Source organism: Streptomyces sp. NPDC050161 (assembly GCF_044460025.1).
GTDB lineage: Bacteria > Actinomycetota > Actinomycetes > Streptomycetales > Streptomycetaceae > Streptomyces.
The window spans coordinates 428,516-444,643 of sequence record NZ_JBITJM010000002.1 but is presented as its reverse complement, the minus strand read 5'-3'; the positions used below and the strand labels follow the sequence as shown (position 1 = coordinate 444,643).

The following is a 16,128-nucleotide window of genomic DNA, read 5'->3' as shown; positions in this document are numbered from 1 at the left end:
GCTCAGGGGTTTGGTGTCACAGACACCGACGGTCAAGGTTACGGGGCCTTGACCAGGGGGTCAAACCGGCCCCGGGTCACCCGACCCGGGGCGCGGTTTGCCCGGCACCCTGAGGTGCTCAGTCCTCCGCGGCGGCGGAAACCGACGGCAGCGCGGGCTGCTCGGCGGCAGCGGTCTTCTTGGCCGCCGCCTTCGTCGTCTTCTTGGCCGTGGTCTTCTTGGCCGTCGTCGTCTTCTTCGCGGCGGTCTTCTTGGCGGTGGTGGTCTTCTTCGCCGCCGTCTTCTTGGCCGTCGCCGTCTTCGCCGCGGTCTTCTTCGCCGCGGTCTTGGTGGCGGCGCTCTTGGCTGCCGTCTTGCGGACCGCCTTCTTCGCCGTCTTCTTCGCGGGCTGTGCCGCCTCATCGGAGGCGGCCTCGGCGCCCTCTGCGGGCACCTCGGCAGCCGGCTCAGGCGCGGGCTCAGCGGCCTGCTCCGGGGCGCTCACCACGACCGTCCCCGCGTCGGCGACCTGCGGCGAGCCCGCGGGAGCGGTCGCCTTACGGGTCGCACGGCGACGCGGACGGGCCGGTGCGGGCTCCGCCGCTGCGGGCACCTCGACGGGCTCAGGCTCCGGCTCCGGGGCCTGCTCGGCCACCGGCTCGGCGGCCGGCACCACGATCGCCGCGGCCTCGGCCGCCTTCGGCGCGCCCGCGGGAGCGGACGCCTTCCGGCTCGCACGGCGACGGCCACGGACCCGTCCGGCGGCTGCCTCGGCCTCCGCCGGGCTGCCGAACCACTCGTCGGCGTCGGCCACCGCGGGCTGCAGCTCCGCCTCGGTCACCGGCGCGGGCTCCAGCTCCTGCGCCTCCTCGGCGGCCGGCTCGGCCACCGGCTGCTCGACGGCCGGCTCGTGGTGCTCGTGCCGCTCGCCGTTGCCGCCCTTGCCCTTCTTCTTGCGCTTGCCGCCGCCACCGACGGAGGTCGGCTGGTCCATGTGGACGATGACGCCACGGCCGTTGCAGTGCACGCAGGGCTCGGAGAACGACTCCAGCAGGCCCTGGCCGACCCGCTTACGGGTCATCTGCACCAGACCCAGCGAGGTCACCTCGGCCACCTGGTGCTTCGTACGGTCCCGGCCCAGGCACTCCAGCATCCGCCGCAGCACGAGGTCCCGGTTGGACTCCAGCACCATGTCGATGAAGTCGATGACGACGATGCCGCCGAGGTCCCGCAGCCGCAGCTGCCGCACGATCTCCTCGGCCGCCTCCAGGTTGTTCCTGGTGACGGTCTCCTCAAGATTGCCGCCCTGACCGGTGAACTTCCCGGTGTTGACGTCGATCACGACCATCGCTTCGGTCTTGTCGATCACCAGCGAACCGCCGCTGGGCAGCCAGACCTTGCGGTCGAGCGCCTTCATCAGCTGCTCGTCGATGCGGTACGTCGCGAAGACGTCGACGTCCGAAGTCCACTTCTGCAGACGGTCGGTGAGGTCGGGCGCGACGTGCGCGACATAGCCGTGGATGGTCTCCCAGGCGTCATCGCCGCTGACGATGACCTTGGAGAAGTCCTCGTTGAAGATGTCGCGGACGACCCGGACGGTCATGTCCGGCTCGCCGTAGAGCAGCGTCGGCGCGCTGGAGCTGCCGCTCTTGGCCTTCTTCTGGATCTCTTCCCACTGCGCCTGGAGCCGCTGGACGTCGCGCGCCAGCTCGTCCTCGCTCGCGCCCTCGGCCGCGGTGCGCACGATGACACCCGCGTCCTCGGGGACGATCTTCTTGAGGATCTGCTTCAGCCGGGCCCGCTCGGTGTCCGGGAGCTTGCGGCTGATGCCCGTCATCGAGCCCTCGGGCACGTAGACGAGGTAGCGGCCGGGCAGCGAGACCTGGCTGGTGAGCCGGGCGCCCTTGTGGCCGATCGGGTCCTTGGTGACCTGCACCAGCACCGACTGGCCCGACTTCAGCGCGGTCTCGATGCGGCGCGGCCCGTTGGCCATGCCCAGCGCCTCGAAGTTGACCTCACCCGCGTACAGGACGGCGTTGCGGCCCTTGCCGATGTCGACGAAGGCGGCCTCCATCGACGGCAGGACGTTCTGCACCTTGCCGAGGTAGACGTTGCCGACGTACGACGTCGACTGCTCCTTGTTGACGAAGTGCTCGACGAGGACGTCGTCCTCCAGCACGCCGATCTGGGTGCGCTCGCCGCTCTGGCGGACCACCATGACCCGCTCGACGGCCTCGCGGCGCGCCAGGAACTCCGCCTCGGTGATGATCGGCACCCGGCGGCGGCCCTGCTCGCGCCCCTCACGGCGGCGCTGCTTCTTGGCCTCCAGACGCGTCGAGCCCTTGATCGACTGCACCTCGTCGGCGCTGGTCGACTCGTCCTTCTTGCGCGGCTCGCGGACCTTGACGACGGTGCGCTCGGGGTCGTCACCGTTCGCGGCGCCCTCGGCCTCACCGGCGTCACCGCTGCGACGACGGCGGCGACGGCGACGGCGACTGCTGCTGGACCCGCCACCGGTGTGGTCGTCGTCCTCACCGCCCTGCTCATCGGCGGCGGCCTCTTCCTCGGCCTCGGCCTCGGCCTCCGCGGTCTCCCGCGGCTCGGCGGTACGGCCGTCGGCGGCCTGCTCGTCCGCGTCGGCGGACTCACCGCGGCGACGGCGGCGGCCACCACGGCGGCGGCGGCGCGAGGGACGGTCGCCCGACTCCTCGTCGGGGCCGTTCTCGCGCTGCTCGACCTCCTCCTCGGGCTCCTCTTCCTCGACGACGGCCACGGCCTCCGGCTCGGCCGGCGCCGGGGCGGCGGCCACCGGCTCGGGCTCGGGGCGCTCGCCACGGCGGCGGCGCTTGCGGGATACGGCCTGCGGCTGCTCCTCGCGGGGCTGCTCGGACTCGGCCGCCTCCGCCTCCTGACGCGCCGCGGCGGCGGCAGCGGCAGCGCTCTCCGGGGTCTGGAACATCGGCTCGGTGAACACCGGCGCCTGGAAGACGGCTGTCGGCGGACGCTGCGCGCGGCGGCGGCCACGGGCGGGCGCCTCCTTCACGGGCTGCTCCTCGGCGGCCGGTGCCTCAGCGACGGGCTCGGCGGCCCGCTCGCCACGGCGGCGCGCACGCCGCTTGGGTGCCTCGGGCTCCTCCTGCGCGGCGGCCGGCGCCTGCGCGCTCTCCTCCGCCTCCTGCGGCGCACCGGCCGGAGCGGTCACCTTGCGGGTCGCGCGACGGCGACCGCGTACGGGCTTGGCCTCTTCGGCGGGCGCCGGGCTCTCCTCGGCCTCCTGCCGGGGCGCGGGCTCGTCCGCGGGCACGACGGCCACGGCCTCGTCGGCGGCACCACGCGGCGCACCGGCCGGAGCGGTGGCCTTACGGGTGGCACGGCGACGGGGTCGGGCGGGCGCCTCATCGGCGACGGCGGGCTCCGCCGCGGGCGCCTCGACGGCCTCCGCCTCGGGCTCCGCGGCCGGAGCCTCGACGGCGGCCGGGGTCTCGGCGGCGGTCTGCGGCGCACCGGCGGGCGCGGTGGCCTTACGGGTCGCACGGCGGCGGGTACGGGCGCGCGGCGCCTCGTCATCGGCCGGTGCGGCGTCCGCGGCCGGGGCCTGCTCCGCGGCGCTCTGCGGGGGGCCGGCCGGTGCCGACACCTTGCGGGTGGCGCGGCGGCGCGGACGGGCCGGAGCCGCGTCGTCGCCTGAGCTGACGGCTGCCGCGGTGGCCGCCTCCTGCGGTGCTGCGGCCTCGGCATCGGCGCTCACGGCCGTGACCGTACCGGCGTTGCCGGTCGGCGGGCCCGCGGGCCGGGATGCCGCACGGCGCCTGCGGCGCGGCGGCAGGGTGTCGCTGGGGGAATTGTTGTCGTCGGCACCACGGTCCGCGGACTGCGTGGATTCGGTGGGCTCAATGGGCTCGAGCATGCGGGCGGTTCTCCCGTCACGCTCCCGGGCGCCGGGCCTGATTCCGGCCGCGGACCGCGTAATGTGCGCGGTTCCGCAGTCCGGGGCGCGGGCGCCGCACGGGAGCTGTCGTCTCGCTCGCCGGGCCCGTAGGTCGGGGACCGGCGAAAGTCTCCTGGTCAGTGCGTCTGCCGCACCGGGGTGGCTCCCTGGTTGATCGGCGACGCGACGACGGCGCTCCTACGCAGTACCTTCCCCGGAATTCGCCGGGGAGGCCCCACTCGGCGCCTTCGCGGCACTCTGCCCGGCGGCCGTGGGTGGGGCGGCCGTGGCAGCGTCGCGGTCGGGCGCTAGCGGGTCAGTCACCGCGCCGGTCTCCTCATCGAGCAGCCCCTGCGCCAGCCTGGTCACCGCTGCGGGGACCGGCGGCGCCAGGTCGGCCGTAGCTCGGAGGCCGGACAGGACGTCGTCGGGTCGAACGGCAGGTGTCAAATGCCGAACAACCAGCCGCAGTATCGCACAGGCTTTGCCGTCGGGCCTATCGCACTCATCTGCGGAAGCTTCCAGACGGGCCACCGCGGCACGCGCGTCGAAGGCCCGCATGCCGTTCTTCGTACGGCGCTCGACCTGCACCTCACCCGCGGCGAGGAACGCCTCGACGGCCTGTTCCGCCGCCGCCGGGTCGACGCCTTCGAGCCGCATCTCCCACACCGAGGCCTGCAACCGGTCGGCCAGCCCGCTGGTCCGCGCCTCGACGGCGTCGGTCACATCGAGCCCGGCCGGAAGCGAAGCGTCCAGCAGTTCGCGCACCTTCTGCGGATCGCGGTGCTGGGCGAGCTGGATCTCCAGGTATTCGGCCTCGCTGCCGGTACCCGTCGGGGCGGCGTTGGCGTACGACACCTTGGGGTGCGGCGAGAAGCCCGCCGAATAGGCCATGGGGATCTCGGCGCGGCGCAGCGCCCGCTCGAAAGCGCGCTGGAAGTCGCGGTGGCTGGTGAACCGGAGGCGGCCGCGCTTGGTGTAGCGCAGACGAATGCGCTGCACCGCCGGTGCGGGCGGCGGGCCTTCGGGCTGTCGCTTGCCCAGTGCTACTTCTCCTTGTATCAAGCGGCCGGTGTGGCCACCCCCGCGGTGCGGGGAACGTTCGGACCGGCGCTTTCACCGCGCCGTCCGGCCCGGGTCACCGCCGCCTCGGCGGAGACGGTTCACAACCGGACCGTCTCCCAGAGTACGCGTCCTGTGGCACTGCGGTTCCCGCCGGTCCCACCACCCCGGCGGTACCCGCGGCAGGACCTACGCCCCGAAGAGCGCCCTGCCGACCTCCCGGGCCGCATCGCGGGCCGCCCGCAGGGGCGGGCCGCACACCGCCCGGATCGCGTGGCCCACCGGAGTGCACACCCAGCGGTAGGTCCAGCGCAGCGGCGCGACGACCAGCCACCGCCACAGCGTCGCCAGGATGCGGCCGACCGCCCGCGCCACCCGCCCGGCGATCCGCCAGCAGGACGCGAGCACCGATCCGACGGCGCGCAGGACCGGCCACAGCACGTACTCCCACAGCGCGACGGCCGGGATCACCACGAGCCAGCGGAACAGCGCGGCCAGCGCGTGCCCGAGGGGCGTCAGGATCCACCGGTAGGCCCACTGCGCGGGCACCACGAGCAGATAGCGCACGAGGAACGCGACCGGCACGACGACGAGGTGGTGCACCAGCCAGGCGATCGCCCTGCCCACCGGGGTGAGGATCCACCGGTGGATCCAGAGCGCCGGCACCACCAGCAGGTACCGCACCAGGAACGCCACCGGCACCACGATCAGGTAGTGCGCCAGCCAGGCGATCGCCCGTCCCACGGGTGCCAGGATCCACCGGTGGATCCAGCGCGCCACCGGCGCGATCACGGCCCGGCCGATCCAGCACAGCGCTTCCCACAGCAGGCGCAGCGGCACCAGCACGATCAGCAACGGAATCTTGATCAGCTGGGCGAGGCAGCAGCCGTCCCCGCCCGCCGGCGGCCCCTGACGGCCCGCCACCGGCCCTCGCGTGTGGTCGCCCCCGTATGCCATGCGCTGCTCCCCCGGCCCTTCACTTCTTGACGATCACGTTTCTCACCTGCGCGGACGCTCCTCCGGGCGGCCCGTGGGCACCCAGTAGCGGAGCTTGGCCCCGCGGCGGTCGTCGAACACGCCGCCGCACGACTCGATGACCTTACGGGAGGGCACGTTGTCCGCATCGCAGGTGACCAGCACCTGGTCGAGGCCGCGCGCGCGGGCCGGCGGCAGTGCGGCGGCGAGCATCGCGGTGGCGTGCCCGCGGCGGCGGGCGGTGGGGCGTACGTCGTAGCCGATGTGGCCGCCGTACTCGAACAGGAAGTCGTTGAGCCGGTGGCGCAGGCCGAGGCGTCCCAGGTAGGTGTCGCCTTCGACGTACCAGAAGGTGTCGCAGGGGACGTACCCGAGCGCCACGGCGGTCTTCTCCTCGGTCATGGAGCGCAGCCAGGCGGTGTATTCGGCGAAGACGGCGGGGTCGTGCCACCGGTCGGCGTACGCCCGGATCTCCCTGGCCACCGCCGAGCCGTCGTCGTCCCCGCCTCTGCCCTCGGCGCGGAACTCCGCCATGGCCTGGAGGAAGGACGCCTGTACGCGGACCGTGGGTGCGATGAGCTGCGGCATCGCACCAGTGTGTCCGCACAGACGTCGGCCCGGCCACCGCATTGACGGTGGCCGGGCCGAACTGCCGTTACCCAAGGGCTACTTGGCCCTCACGAGGGGATCACTTCACCGACAGCGGCAGCAGCTTCTTGCCGGTCGGGCCGATCTGGATCTCGGTGTCCATCTGCGGGCACACGCCGCAGTCGAAGCACGGGGTCCAGCGGCAGTCCTCGACCTCGGTCTCGTCGAGTGCGTCCTGCCAGTCCTCCCAGAGCCAGTCCTTGTCGAGACCGGAGTCGAGGTGGTCCCAGGGCAGGACCTCCTCGTACGTGCGCTCGCGGGTGGTGTACCAGGCGACGTCGACGCCGAAGCCGGGCAGTGTCTCCTCGGCCGCCTTCATCCAGCGGTCGTAGGAGAAGTGCTCGCGCCAGCCGTCGAAACGGCCGCCGCCCTCGTAGACGGCGCGGATGACCGAGCCGACGCGGCGGTCACCGCGGGAGAGCAGGCCCTCGACGATGCCGGGCTTGCCGTCGTGGTAGCGGAAGCCGATGGAGCGGCCGTACTTCTTGTCGCCGCGGATCTTGTCGCGCAGCTTGGTCAGCCGGGCGTCGGTCTCCTCGGCGGAGAGCTGCGGGGCCCACTGGAACGGCGTGTGCGGCTTGGGGACGAAGCCGCCGATGGAGACCGTGCAGCGGATGTCGTTCTGCCCGGACGCCTTGCGGCCCTCGGCGATGACGTTGACCGCCATGTCGCCGATCTGGAGGACGTCTTCGTCGGTCTCGGTGGGCAGGCCGCACATGAAGTACAGCTTCACCTGCCGCCAGCCGTTGCCGTAGGCGGTGGAGACGGTCCTGATCAGGTCCTCTTCCGAGACCATCTTGTTGATGACCTTGCGGATGCGCTCCGAGCCGCCCTCGGGGGCGAAGGTCAGTCCCGAGCGACGGCCGTTGCGCGTCAGCTCGTTGGCAAGATCGATGTTGAAGGCGTCGACGCGGGTCGACGGCAGCGACAGACCGATCTTGTCCTCTTCGTACCGGTCGGCGAGGCCCTTCGCCACCTCGCCGATCTCGGTGTGGTCCGCGGAGGACAGCGACAACAGGCCGACCTCCTCGAATCCCGTGGCCTTCAGCCCCTTGTCCACCATCTCGCCGATGCCGGTGATGCTTCGCTCCCGTACGGGACGCGTGATCATGCCTGCCTGGCAGAAACGGCAGCCGCGGGTGCAGCCACGGAAGATTTCGACCGACATCCGTTCGTGGACGGTCTCGGCCAGGGGGACGAGCGGCTGCTTGGGGTAGGGCCACTCGTCCAGGTCCATGACGGTGTGCTTGGACACCCGCCACGGGACGCCGGAGCGGTTCGGCACGACGCGCGAGATCCGCCCGTCGGCGAGGTACTCCACGTCGTAGAACTTGGGGACGTAGACGCTGCCGGTCTTCGCGAGGCGGAACAGCAGCTCGTCACGGCCGCCGGGACGGCCCTCGGCCTTCCAGGCGCGGATGATGTCGGTGATCTCCAGCACCGCCTGCTCGCCGTCACCGACGACCGCGCAGTCCAGGAAGTCCGCGATCGGCTCCGGATTGAAGGCCGCGTGGCCGCCCGCGAGGATCAGCGGGTGATCCTCCGTACGGTCCTTGGCCTCGATCGGGATGCCGGACAGGTCGAGGGCGGTGAGGAGGTTGGTGTACCCCAGCTCGGTGGAGAAGGAGACGCCGAGCACGTCGAAGGCGCTGACCGGGCGGTGCGCGTCGACGGTGAACTGCGGCACGTCGTGCTCGCGCATCAGCGCTTCGAGGTCGGGCCACACGCTGTACGTGCGCTCGGCGAGCACGCCTTCACGCTCGTTGAGGACCTCGTAAAGGATCATGACGCCCTGGTTGGGGAGACCGACCTCGTACGCGTCCGGGTACATGAGCGACCAGCGGACATCGCAGTCGTCCCACTCCTTGACCGTGGAGTTCAGCTCGCCGCCGACGTATTGAATCGGCTTCTGGACATGCGGGAGGAGGGCCTCCAGGCGAGGGAAGACCGACTCGACAGGCATCGCGGGATCTTTCGTCGACGGGCAGGGGTGACCCTCAAGCCTAACGTGCCCGCGGGGGCGTCCCTGACGTGTGCCCGGGGTGATCGGCGGTGCGCTCCGGGTCACCGCGGACGGCGCCGTCAGCCCGTCAGGCCCAGGCGGCGGGCGGCCCGCGCGGCCTTCGCCCACCGGGCGGGCAGCTCCCGCTCGCGGTCCGCGGCCACCGCCTCCTCGCGGCCGTGGAGCACCCCGAACGTGAATCCGCTCTCCCCCGCTTCCTGCGCCGCCGCGGCCAGTTCACGCAGCGCCTCGCGGGCCATCACGCTGTCGTGGTGGTCGCCCAGCAGCTGCTGCAGGGTGGCGATCCGGCGGGCGAAGCGCCCGGCACGTCCGCCCAGGGCCGGGCGTGCCGCCTCCGCCGCGTACCGCGCCCGCTTGGCGGCCTTGCGCGCCGCGTGCAGCGCCAGATCCCGCTGCTCCCCGGCCGGCGCGGCGGGCGAGGCGGCCATCCGGCGGGCCAGCCGCCCGAAGTCCTTGCGGACGGCCTTCGTCAGCACCTTGCGCGGTGCCTTGCCGGCCGCCTTGCGCAGCGGCGGGTCGGCGAGCAGCCCGTCCAGGGTGTCCAGGAGCGCCAGGTAGCGCTGCCCGTCGAGTACCGCGACGACCCGCCGCCGCGCGCCGCTCCGGCGGGCACGCGACCACGCGTCGACCCGGTCGCGCACCGGCCCGGCGCACGGCGGTCCGCCCGGCGCCGCCAGCCCGTCCCGGATCCGCGCGGCGAGCACCTCGCGGTCCCGGTCGGCACCCAACTCCCCTGCCAGCCACCGCAGTTCGACGCCGACCGGTTCGGTCACCGTCCGGTCGAGCACCGCACGGTAGGAGCGGAACGTGCTGCGCAGGCGGCGCGTCGCGACCCGCATCCGGTGCACCGCGTCGGGCAGTTCGCGCCGCACCGCGGGATCCAGCGCGACGATCTCCCGCACCTGCTCGCGCGCGTAGGCCAGCACGACGTCACCTGCGGTCGGAGGGGCGGCGGACCGGCCGCCCTTCCGCCGCTCCGCTCCGGGCGACTCCCCCTGACGCGCCCCGAGGCCGGTACCCGCCAGGGCGCGGGCGAGCTTGGACGGGGCGTCGCCGCGCCGGATTCCGCCGTCGGCCAGGCAGGCGTCCACCGCGTCCAGCAGCCCTGGACCTGCGCCGGCCGCCGCCTCCACCTCGATCTCGGTCCAGGCGACGGCCTCGCCCGCCCCGCCGGGCCGCTCCGCGCGCACCGTGTCCACCGCGACCTCCGCCAGCACCACGCCGTCACCGTCGATGAGCTGCCGCCGCACGCGCCGGGTCCGCAGCCGCACGACGGGCACCAGTACGGCGCCGCGCACCCGCGAGCGGACGAGCCCGGCCAGCTCGCGGGGCAGCTGGACGGCGGGCGGCGCCTGGATCTCGTCGCGTACGTATGGCCCCACCGGCAGCTTCAGGTGCCAGCCGGGGTCGTGGCCGCCGGTGCGCCGCCGCAGCGTGATGCCGTGTGCGGCCAGGCACAGGGCGGCGGTGTCGTAGTAGGTGGCGTCGAGGCTCTCCGGCTCCTTCTCGACGACGGCGGCGACCCCGTGCACCGCGGTCAGGTCGGGGAGTCCGGTGCGATCCGTGGCCGCGTACTTCCGCTCGATTTCTCGCACGGTGTCCGCCATGCATCGAATCTAGCCAGATGTGCCGATACCCGCCAGAGGTCGCCCGGGGCGTACGCCAGGGGCGGCCACCCCCGAGGGATGACGCGTCCAGGAGAGCGAATGGCACGCACGGCACACGGTGAATTACGCTGTGTTACCAGTCACCCACGCAGGGTGGTCTTTCGGCGCTCACTCGACCCCTCCGGGGAGGGAGACACCCGTGCATCCACGCACCGCAGCCGCCGACCGGACACCCGTCCGCGTCTCGGCCGGCGCCCGCCCGCATCTGCTGCTCGCACCGAGCGCCCCCGCCACGGCGAAACTCGCCCGCGATTTCGTCCGCGCCACGCTGCGCCGCACCGGCCCGGCACCGCTCCTGGACACCGCGGTGCTGCTCACCTCGGAGGCGGTCACCCGCTCACTCCTCGTCCCCGGCTCCGACGGCCTGCTGCTGCGCGTCCTGACCTGCGCCCACGGCGTACGGATCAGCGTGCACGGCGAGCCGGGCAGAACCGTTCCTCGTCCGGCCGCGGCCGTCTCACCGGTGTGGCTGTCCGCCGCCGAAGACCGCCCGACGGACCTCGGCCCGCTGCTGTTCGGCCGCCTCGCCGACGCCTGGGGCACCACCGCGCCCCGGGACGCCTCGCCGACCACCCGGCTGTGGTTCGAGCTGCACACCCATTGAGACGGGCCCGGACCCGATAGCGGATCCGGGCCCGAGCCCGAGCGGATGCGGCGTCAGCGCGAGGCCGACACCGGCCGTTGCACGCGGATCGACTGCAACAGCCCTATGGCGATCCAGACGGCGAACATCGACGTACCGCCGTAGGACACGAACGGCAGCGGCAGGCCGGTGACCGGCATGATCCCGAGGGTCATCCCGATGTTCTCGAAAGCCTGGAAGGAGAACCACGCGATGATGCCGGCGGCGACGATCGTGCCGTACAGCTCGCCCGTCTCCCTGGCGATCCGGCAGGCGCGCCACAGGACCACGCCGAGCAGGACGATGATCAGGCCCGCGCCCAGGAAGCCCAGCTCCTCGCCGGCGACCGTGAAGATGAAGTCGGTCTGCTGCTCGGGGACGAACTGCCCGGTGGTCTGGCTGCCGTGGAAGAGGCCGGAGCCGGTGAGCCCGCCGCCGCCGATGGCGATCCTCGCCTGGTTGGTGTTGTAGCCGACACCCGCCGGGTCGAGGCTCGGGTTGGCGAAGGCGGCGAAGCGGGCGATCTGGTACTCGTCGAGCAGCTGGAGCTGCCAGATGGCGAGGCAGCCGACGACGCCGGTGCCCAGGAGGCCGAGGATCCAGCGGTTGGACGCGCCGGACGAGAGCAGCACGCCGAGGATGATGGCGCCCAGCACCATGACCGAGCCGAGGTCCGGCATCAGCATGATGACGGCGACGGGGACGGCCGCGAGACCGAGCGCCTGGACGACGGTGCGGTGGTCGGGGTGCGGGCGGTCCCCCGCGTCGACCCTGGCCGCCAGGATCATCGCCATCCCGAGCGCGATGGTGATCTTGGCGAATTCGGCGGGCTGGAGCGAGAAGCCGCCGGGGATCGCCAGCCAGGAGCGCGAGCCGTTGATGGTGGAGCCGAGCGGCGTCAGGACGAGCAGCGCCAGCACCACCGACAGGCCGTAGAGGACCGGGATCGCGCCGCGCAGCGTGCGGTGGCCGAGCCAGATGGTGCCGGCCGCGAGGGCGATGCCGATGCCGGTGTTCAGCAGGTGCCGCAGGAAGAAGTAGTACTGGTCACCGTGGTTCAGCTCGGTGCGGTTGCGGGTCGCGGAGAACACCAGGACCGCGCCGATCAGTGACAGCGCCACGCACGACAGCAGCAGTATCCAGTCCAGCTTGCGGACCACCGAGTCGCGCGCGGTGATCTTTCCCCAGGTGCCGAGTTCGGGCGTGTAGCGGCGGATGCTGAACGTCCGGGATGTGGGACTCGTCGTCACTGCTCTTCCCTCCCCGCCTCGTCCGGCAGCGTCTGCGCCACCGGCTTGATGGGCTGGGCCTGGATCGTGCCGTCGCGCTCGATCTTGGGGAGCCCGGCCTGCGGGACGGGCAGCAGGGCGGCCTTCTTGTCGATCCCGCCCTTGTCGTCGACGCCGTAGAGCGCGTTGTAGATCTTGCGCACCGCCGGGCCCGATGCGCCGGATCCCGTACCACCCTGGGAGATGGTCATGACGACGGTGTAGTCCTTGGTGTACGTCGCGAACCAGGAGGTCGTCTGCTTGCCGTAGACCTCCGCGGTACCGGTCTTGGCGTGCATCGGGATCTTGTCCTGCGGCCAGCCCTGGAAGCGCCAGGCCGCGGTGCCGCGGGTGGCCACACCCGCGAGCGCCGAGTCGATCTGCTGGAGCGTCTTGGGGGTGTCGGGGAGCTTGCCGTGCGCCTTCGGCGCGATCTTCTGGATGCTCTTGCCGTCGGGGCTGATGACGGCCTTGCCGATGGTCGGGTCGTGGAGGGTGCCGCCGTTGGCGATGGCCCCGTAGATCGTCGCCATCTGGATCGGGGTGACGAGGGTGTCGCCCTGGCCGATGGAGTAGTTGACGGAGTCACCGGCGCGCATCTTCATGCCGGACTCGCAGTTCTCCTTGGCGATCTTGGAGACGTAGTCGTCGCCGTGCTCACCCTGCGCGCACCAGCCGTCCTTGTTGGCCTCCCAGTAGTTCTTCTTCCAGCTGCGGTCCGGCACCCGGCCGCTGACCTCGTCGGGGAGGTCGATGCCGGTCTTCTTGCCGAGGCCGAACTGGTGGGCGGTCTTGTAGAACCAGTCGGCGGCGTTGCTCTTGGGCTTGTTGCCGCCGTCCTTCTGCCACTGCTGGTAGGCGAGGCCGTAGAAGACCGTGTCGCAGGAGACCTCGAGCGCCCGGCCGAGGCTGATCGGGCCGAAGTTCTCGGACTCGAAGTTCTTGAAGGTCTGGCCGCCGATGTTCATGGCACTGGTGCAGGGATAGTGGCCGTTGAACGGGTAGCCGGCGTTGACGGCCGCCGAGGTCGAGATGACCTTGAAGATGGAGCCGGGGGCCGACTGACCCTGCGTCGCGCGGTTGAGCAGCGGGTAGTTGGAGTCCTTGCCGGTCAGGTGGGCGTAGTCCTTGCCGCTGATCCCGCCGACCCAGGCGTTGGGGTCGTAGGCCGGGCTGGAGGCCATCGCCACCACCCTGCCGGTCTTCGCCTCCATGACGACCGCGGCCCCGGAGTCGGCCTTGTAGTTACGGCCGGTGATCTTGTCGAACTCCTTGCGGGAGTCCTTCATCGCCTGGTCGAGTTCCTTCTCCGTGACGGCCTGCACCCGGGCGTCGATGCTGGTGACGACGTTGGAGCCCGGTACGGCCGGGTCGTTCTCGGCCTTGCCGATGACCCGGCCGAGGTTGTCGACCTCGTAGCGGGTGACACCGGCCTTGCCGCGCAGCGCGCTGTCGTAGGTCCGCTCCAGACCCGAGCGGCCGATCTGGTCGGAGCGCAGCAGCGGCGAGTTGCTGTTCTCGGCCTTCTTGATCTCCTCGTCGGTGACCGGCGAGAGGTAGCCGAGCACCTGGGCGGTCCTGGCGTCGCCGGGGGCGGCGTAGCGGCGGACGGCGGTGGGTTCGGCGCTGATGCCGGGGAAGTCCTCGGTCCGCTCGCGGATCTGGAGTGCCTGCTGGGTGGTGGCCTCGTCCGTGATCGGGATGGGCTGGTACGGGGAGCCGTTCCAGCAGGGCTGCGGGGTCTTGGCGTCGCAGAGCCTGACCTTGTTGCGGATCTCCTGCTCGGACATGCCCAGGACCTTCGAGAGGCGGCCCAGGACGGCCTTCCCGTCGTCCTTCATCTTCAGCAGTTCGGTACGGCTGGCCGAGACGACCAGGCGGGTCTGGTTGTCGGCGAGCGGCACCCCGCGGGCGTCGAGGATGGCGCCGCGGGTGGCGGGGTCGACGACCTGCTGGACGTGGTTGCTCTTCGCCTCGTTCGCGTACTCATCGCCGTTGCGGATCTGGAGGTACCAGAGCCGGCCGCCCAGGGTGAGCAGCAGCGAGAAGACCAGGATCTGGATCGCGACGAGCCGGACCGTGACGCGGGAGGTCCGGCCGGTCTCAGGAATGTTGCTCATCGCCCCTCCTGCTTGCCTCGGCCGTGCGGCAGTCGGTCGCTCACAGCCGCTTGACCCCCTTGATGCGCGCGGCCTTGTTCCGGGCCGATCTGCCCAGCACGCCGCCCCGGCCGCCCATCCGGGACTGCTTCGGCGCCCGGCCCGCCTTCATGCTGTTGCGGCTCGCCTTGAAGCCGGTGCCGGTGGTCAGCCAGCCGTACGCGGCCTCCCGCCCGGCGACCGATGTGCCGGACGTGCCCGACCCGTCGCCGGTCAGCGGTTCGCCTTCCGTGCGGCGGGCCAGGGCCATCACGACGGGGACGGTGAACGGCGCGAGCAGCAGGTCGTAGACGGTGGCGCTGAGGACCAGGCCGCCGACGCCGACGTGCCGGGCCGCGGTGTCGCCGACGAGGGCGCCGACACCCGCGTAGAGCAGCGTCGAGCCGATCGCGGCCCCGAGCACCGCCAGCAGCGGGACGGTCGCCGAGCGGTGCCTGCCGTGTTCGGGGCGGGTCAGGCCGACGGCGTAGCCGACGATGCAGAGCACCAGGGCGTAGCGGCCGATGGCGTGGTCGGACGGGGGCGCCAGGTCCGCGACGAGTCCGGCGGCGAAGCCGACCAGGGCGCCGCCGACATGGCCGTAGACCAGGGCCAGGCCGACGACCACCAGGAGGAGCAAGTCCGGTACGGCGCCGGGCAGTTGGAGCCTGGCGAGAATGCTGACCTGGATGACCAGGGCGACGACCACCAGCGGGGTCGCGAGCAGGATCCGGTTGATGCGCATCGGTCAGCTCCTGGGAGAGACGCTCGCGGAGGGCGTGGCGGTGACGGTGACCGTCGGCGTCGGCTTGGGCTTCGCCGGCTTGGGCGGCAGGACGGTGTCGCGCGGGTCATCCCTCGGCGGCTGGACGACCACGCCGACGACGTCGAGCTGGGAGAAGGTGACGTAGGGGCGGACCTGGACGGTGCGGGTCAGGTCGCCGTTGGACGGCTCGACCTTGACGATCCGGCCGACCGGCACGCCGGGCACGAACGGCTTGTCCTGGCTGGAGCCGAAGGTGACCAGCCGGTCGCCCTTCTTCACGGGCGCCTTGCCGTTGAGGAGCTGGACGCGCAGCGCGCGCCCGCCCTGGCCGGTGGCGAAGCCGATCTCGTTGGTCTTCTCCATGCGGGTGCCGACGGTGAAGTCCGGGTCGTTGGCGAGCAGGATGGTGGCGGTCGACGCGCCGACGGTGGTGACCCGCCCGACAAGACCGTCGCCGTTGAGCACGGTCATGTCGCGGGCGATGCCGTCGCGGCTGCCGGCGTCGATGGTGACCGTCCAGGAGAAGCCCTGGGTGGCGCCGATGGCGATGACCTGGGCGCCTTTGATGCCGTACTGGCCGGTGCCGGCGGTCTTGAGCATCTTGTCCAGCTCGGCGGCGCGGTTGCGGTTGCGGTCGGACGAGCCGAGCTTCGCCTTCAGGGCGGCGTTCTCCTGCTCCAGCGCGCTGATCCTGGTGTGCCGCTCGCCGGAGTCGCGGACGGCCCCTATGGCGTTGCCCACCGGGTTGACGGCGCCGGCGACGCCGCTCTCGACCGGGCCGAAGACGGAAGCTGCGGTCTGGCGGGCACCGTCGAGCGGGGACTGTTCGCCGCCGCGGATGTCCACCGTGATCAACGCGAACGCGATCGCGACCAGCAGCACAAGTAGCAGCCGGCTCTCTCGTGTGTCCCTCACGTGCGGCGGCCGTGTCCTTCCTCGTAGGACCGGCCGGCTGCGGGCCCGCGCCGGTCTCGTTCGGGAGTTGAGCGTTGTGCCTGTGTACGCGGTGACTGGTGGTGAAGAGTCAGCTCACCGGTTTTTTCGAGGTGTTG

At 72.1% G+C, this 16,128-nt stretch carries 11 protein-coding genes; 1 reads left to right on the top strand and 10 read right to left on the bottom strand.

Going from position 1 to position 16,128, the window contains the following annotated elements; translation table 11 throughout:
• Nucleotides 1-118: 118 nt before the first annotated feature.
• From ACIBK8_RS05100 to ACIBK8_RS05075, 6 genes are all read right to left on the bottom strand, one after another.
• Entirely contained in the window at nucleotides 119-3,886 is a 3,768-nt protein-coding gene (locus ACIBK8_RS05100; protein WP_399040153.1) for a ribonuclease E/G, read from the bottom strand.
• A gap of 219 nt (nucleotides 3,887-4,105) precedes the next feature.
• Nucleotides 4,106-4,909 (bottom strand): TIGR03936 family radical SAM-associated protein, encoded by an 804-nt coding sequence (locus ACIBK8_RS05095; RefSeq protein ID WP_399040152.1) that lies wholly within the window; start codon nucleotides 4,907-4,909, stop codon nucleotides 4,106-4,108.
• Nucleotides 4,910-5,158: 249 nt separating this feature from the next.
• Nucleotides 5,159-5,926, bottom strand: a complete 768-nt coding sequence (locus ACIBK8_RS05090) for a hypothetical protein (protein WP_399040151.1) — start codon at nucleotides 5,924-5,926, stop codon at nucleotides 5,159-5,161.
• Nucleotides 5,927-5,968: 42 nt separating this feature from the next.
• Nucleotides 5,969-6,532, bottom strand: coding sequence for a GNAT family N-acetyltransferase (locus ACIBK8_RS05085; RefSeq protein WP_399040150.1), 564 nt, complete (start codon nucleotides 6,530-6,532; stop codon nucleotides 5,969-5,971).
• Between the two features lie 100 nt (nucleotides 6,533-6,632).
• Nucleotides 6,633-8,555 carry a TIGR03960 family B12-binding radical SAM protein gene (locus tag ACIBK8_RS05080; RefSeq protein WP_399040147.1) on the bottom strand — a complete coding sequence of 641 codons (1,923 nt, stop codon included), beginning with the start codon at nucleotides 8,553-8,555 and terminating at the stop codon, nucleotides 6,633-6,635.
• Nucleotides 8,556-8,674: 119 nt separating this feature from the next.
• Complete coding sequence (locus ACIBK8_RS05075) at nucleotides 8,675-10,222, bottom strand: CHAD domain-containing protein (RefSeq protein ID WP_399040146.1); 1,548 nt, start codon at nucleotides 10,220-10,222, stop codon at nucleotides 8,675-8,677.
• Between the two features lie 199 nt (nucleotides 10,223-10,421).
• On the opposite strand from ACIBK8_RS05075, the gene ACIBK8_RS05070 reads away from it, so the two are divergent.
• On the top strand, nucleotides 10,422-10,886 hold the full coding sequence (locus tag ACIBK8_RS05070; RefSeq protein WP_399040145.1) for an ATP-binding protein: 465 nt from the start codon (nucleotides 10,422-10,424) through the stop codon (nucleotides 10,884-10,886).
• A gap of 53 nt (nucleotides 10,887-10,939) precedes the next feature.
• Here the strand turns inward: ACIBK8_RS05070 and rodA are convergent, their stop codons facing one another.
• The 4 genes from rodA to mreC are packed head-to-tail and all read right to left on the bottom strand — an operon-like array spanning nucleotide 10,940 to nucleotide 15,991.
• Entirely contained in the window at nucleotides 10,940-12,121 is a 1,182-nt protein-coding gene (gene rodA / locus ACIBK8_RS05065; protein ID WP_399040294.1) for a rod shape-determining protein RodA, read from the bottom strand.
• A gap of 29 nt (nucleotides 12,122-12,150) precedes the next feature.
• Nucleotides 12,151-14,292: a penicillin-binding protein 2 gene (gene mrdA / locus ACIBK8_RS05060; RefSeq protein ID WP_399040144.1), complete on the bottom strand. Its 2,142-nt coding sequence runs from the start codon at nucleotides 14,290-14,292 to the stop codon at nucleotides 12,151-12,153.
• Nucleotides 14,293-14,332: 40 nt separating this feature from the next.
• Nucleotides 14,333-15,055 carry a rod shape-determining protein MreD gene (mreD, locus tag ACIBK8_RS05055; protein ID WP_399040143.1) on the bottom strand — a complete coding sequence of 241 codons (723 nt, stop codon included), beginning with the start codon at nucleotides 15,053-15,055 and terminating at the stop codon, nucleotides 14,333-14,335.
• Between the two features lie 3 nt (nucleotides 15,056-15,058).
• Complete coding sequence (mreC, locus tag ACIBK8_RS05050; RefSeq protein WP_399040142.1) at nucleotides 15,059-15,991, bottom strand: rod shape-determining protein MreC; 933 nt, start codon at nucleotides 15,989-15,991, stop codon at nucleotides 15,059-15,061.
• Nucleotides 15,992-16,128: the final 137 nt, after the last annotated feature.

What these genes read in the sequence shown, in the direction of transcription:
- ACIBK8_RS05085 (WP_399040150.1), bottom strand. Translation starts at nt 6,532, where the DNA reads ATGCCGCAGCTCATCGCACCCACGGTCCGCGTACAGGCGTCCTTCCTC.
- ACIBK8_RS05090 (WP_399040151.1), bottom strand. Translation starts at nt 5,926, where the DNA reads ATGGCATACGGGGGCGACCACACGCGAGGGCCGGTGGCGGGCCGTCAG.
- mreD (WP_399040143.1), bottom strand. Translation starts at nt 15,055, where the DNA reads ATGCGCATCAACCGGATCCTGCTCGCGACCCCGCTGGTGGTCGTCGCC.
- ACIBK8_RS05100 (WP_399040153.1), bottom strand. Translation starts at nt 3,886, where the DNA reads ATGCTCGAGCCCATTGAGCCCACCGAATCCACGCAGTCCGCGGACCGT.
- mrdA (WP_399040144.1), bottom strand. Translation starts at nt 14,292, where the DNA reads ATGAGCAACATTCCTGAGACCGGCCGGACCTCCCGCGTCACGGTCCGG.
- ACIBK8_RS05080 (WP_399040147.1), bottom strand. Translation starts at nt 8,555, where the DNA reads ATGCCTGTCGAGTCGGTCTTCCCTCGCCTGGAGGCCCTCCTCCCGCAT.
- ACIBK8_RS05075 (WP_399040146.1), bottom strand. Translation starts at nt 10,222, where the DNA reads ATGGCGGACACCGTGCGAGAAATCGAGCGGAAGTACGCGGCCACGGAT.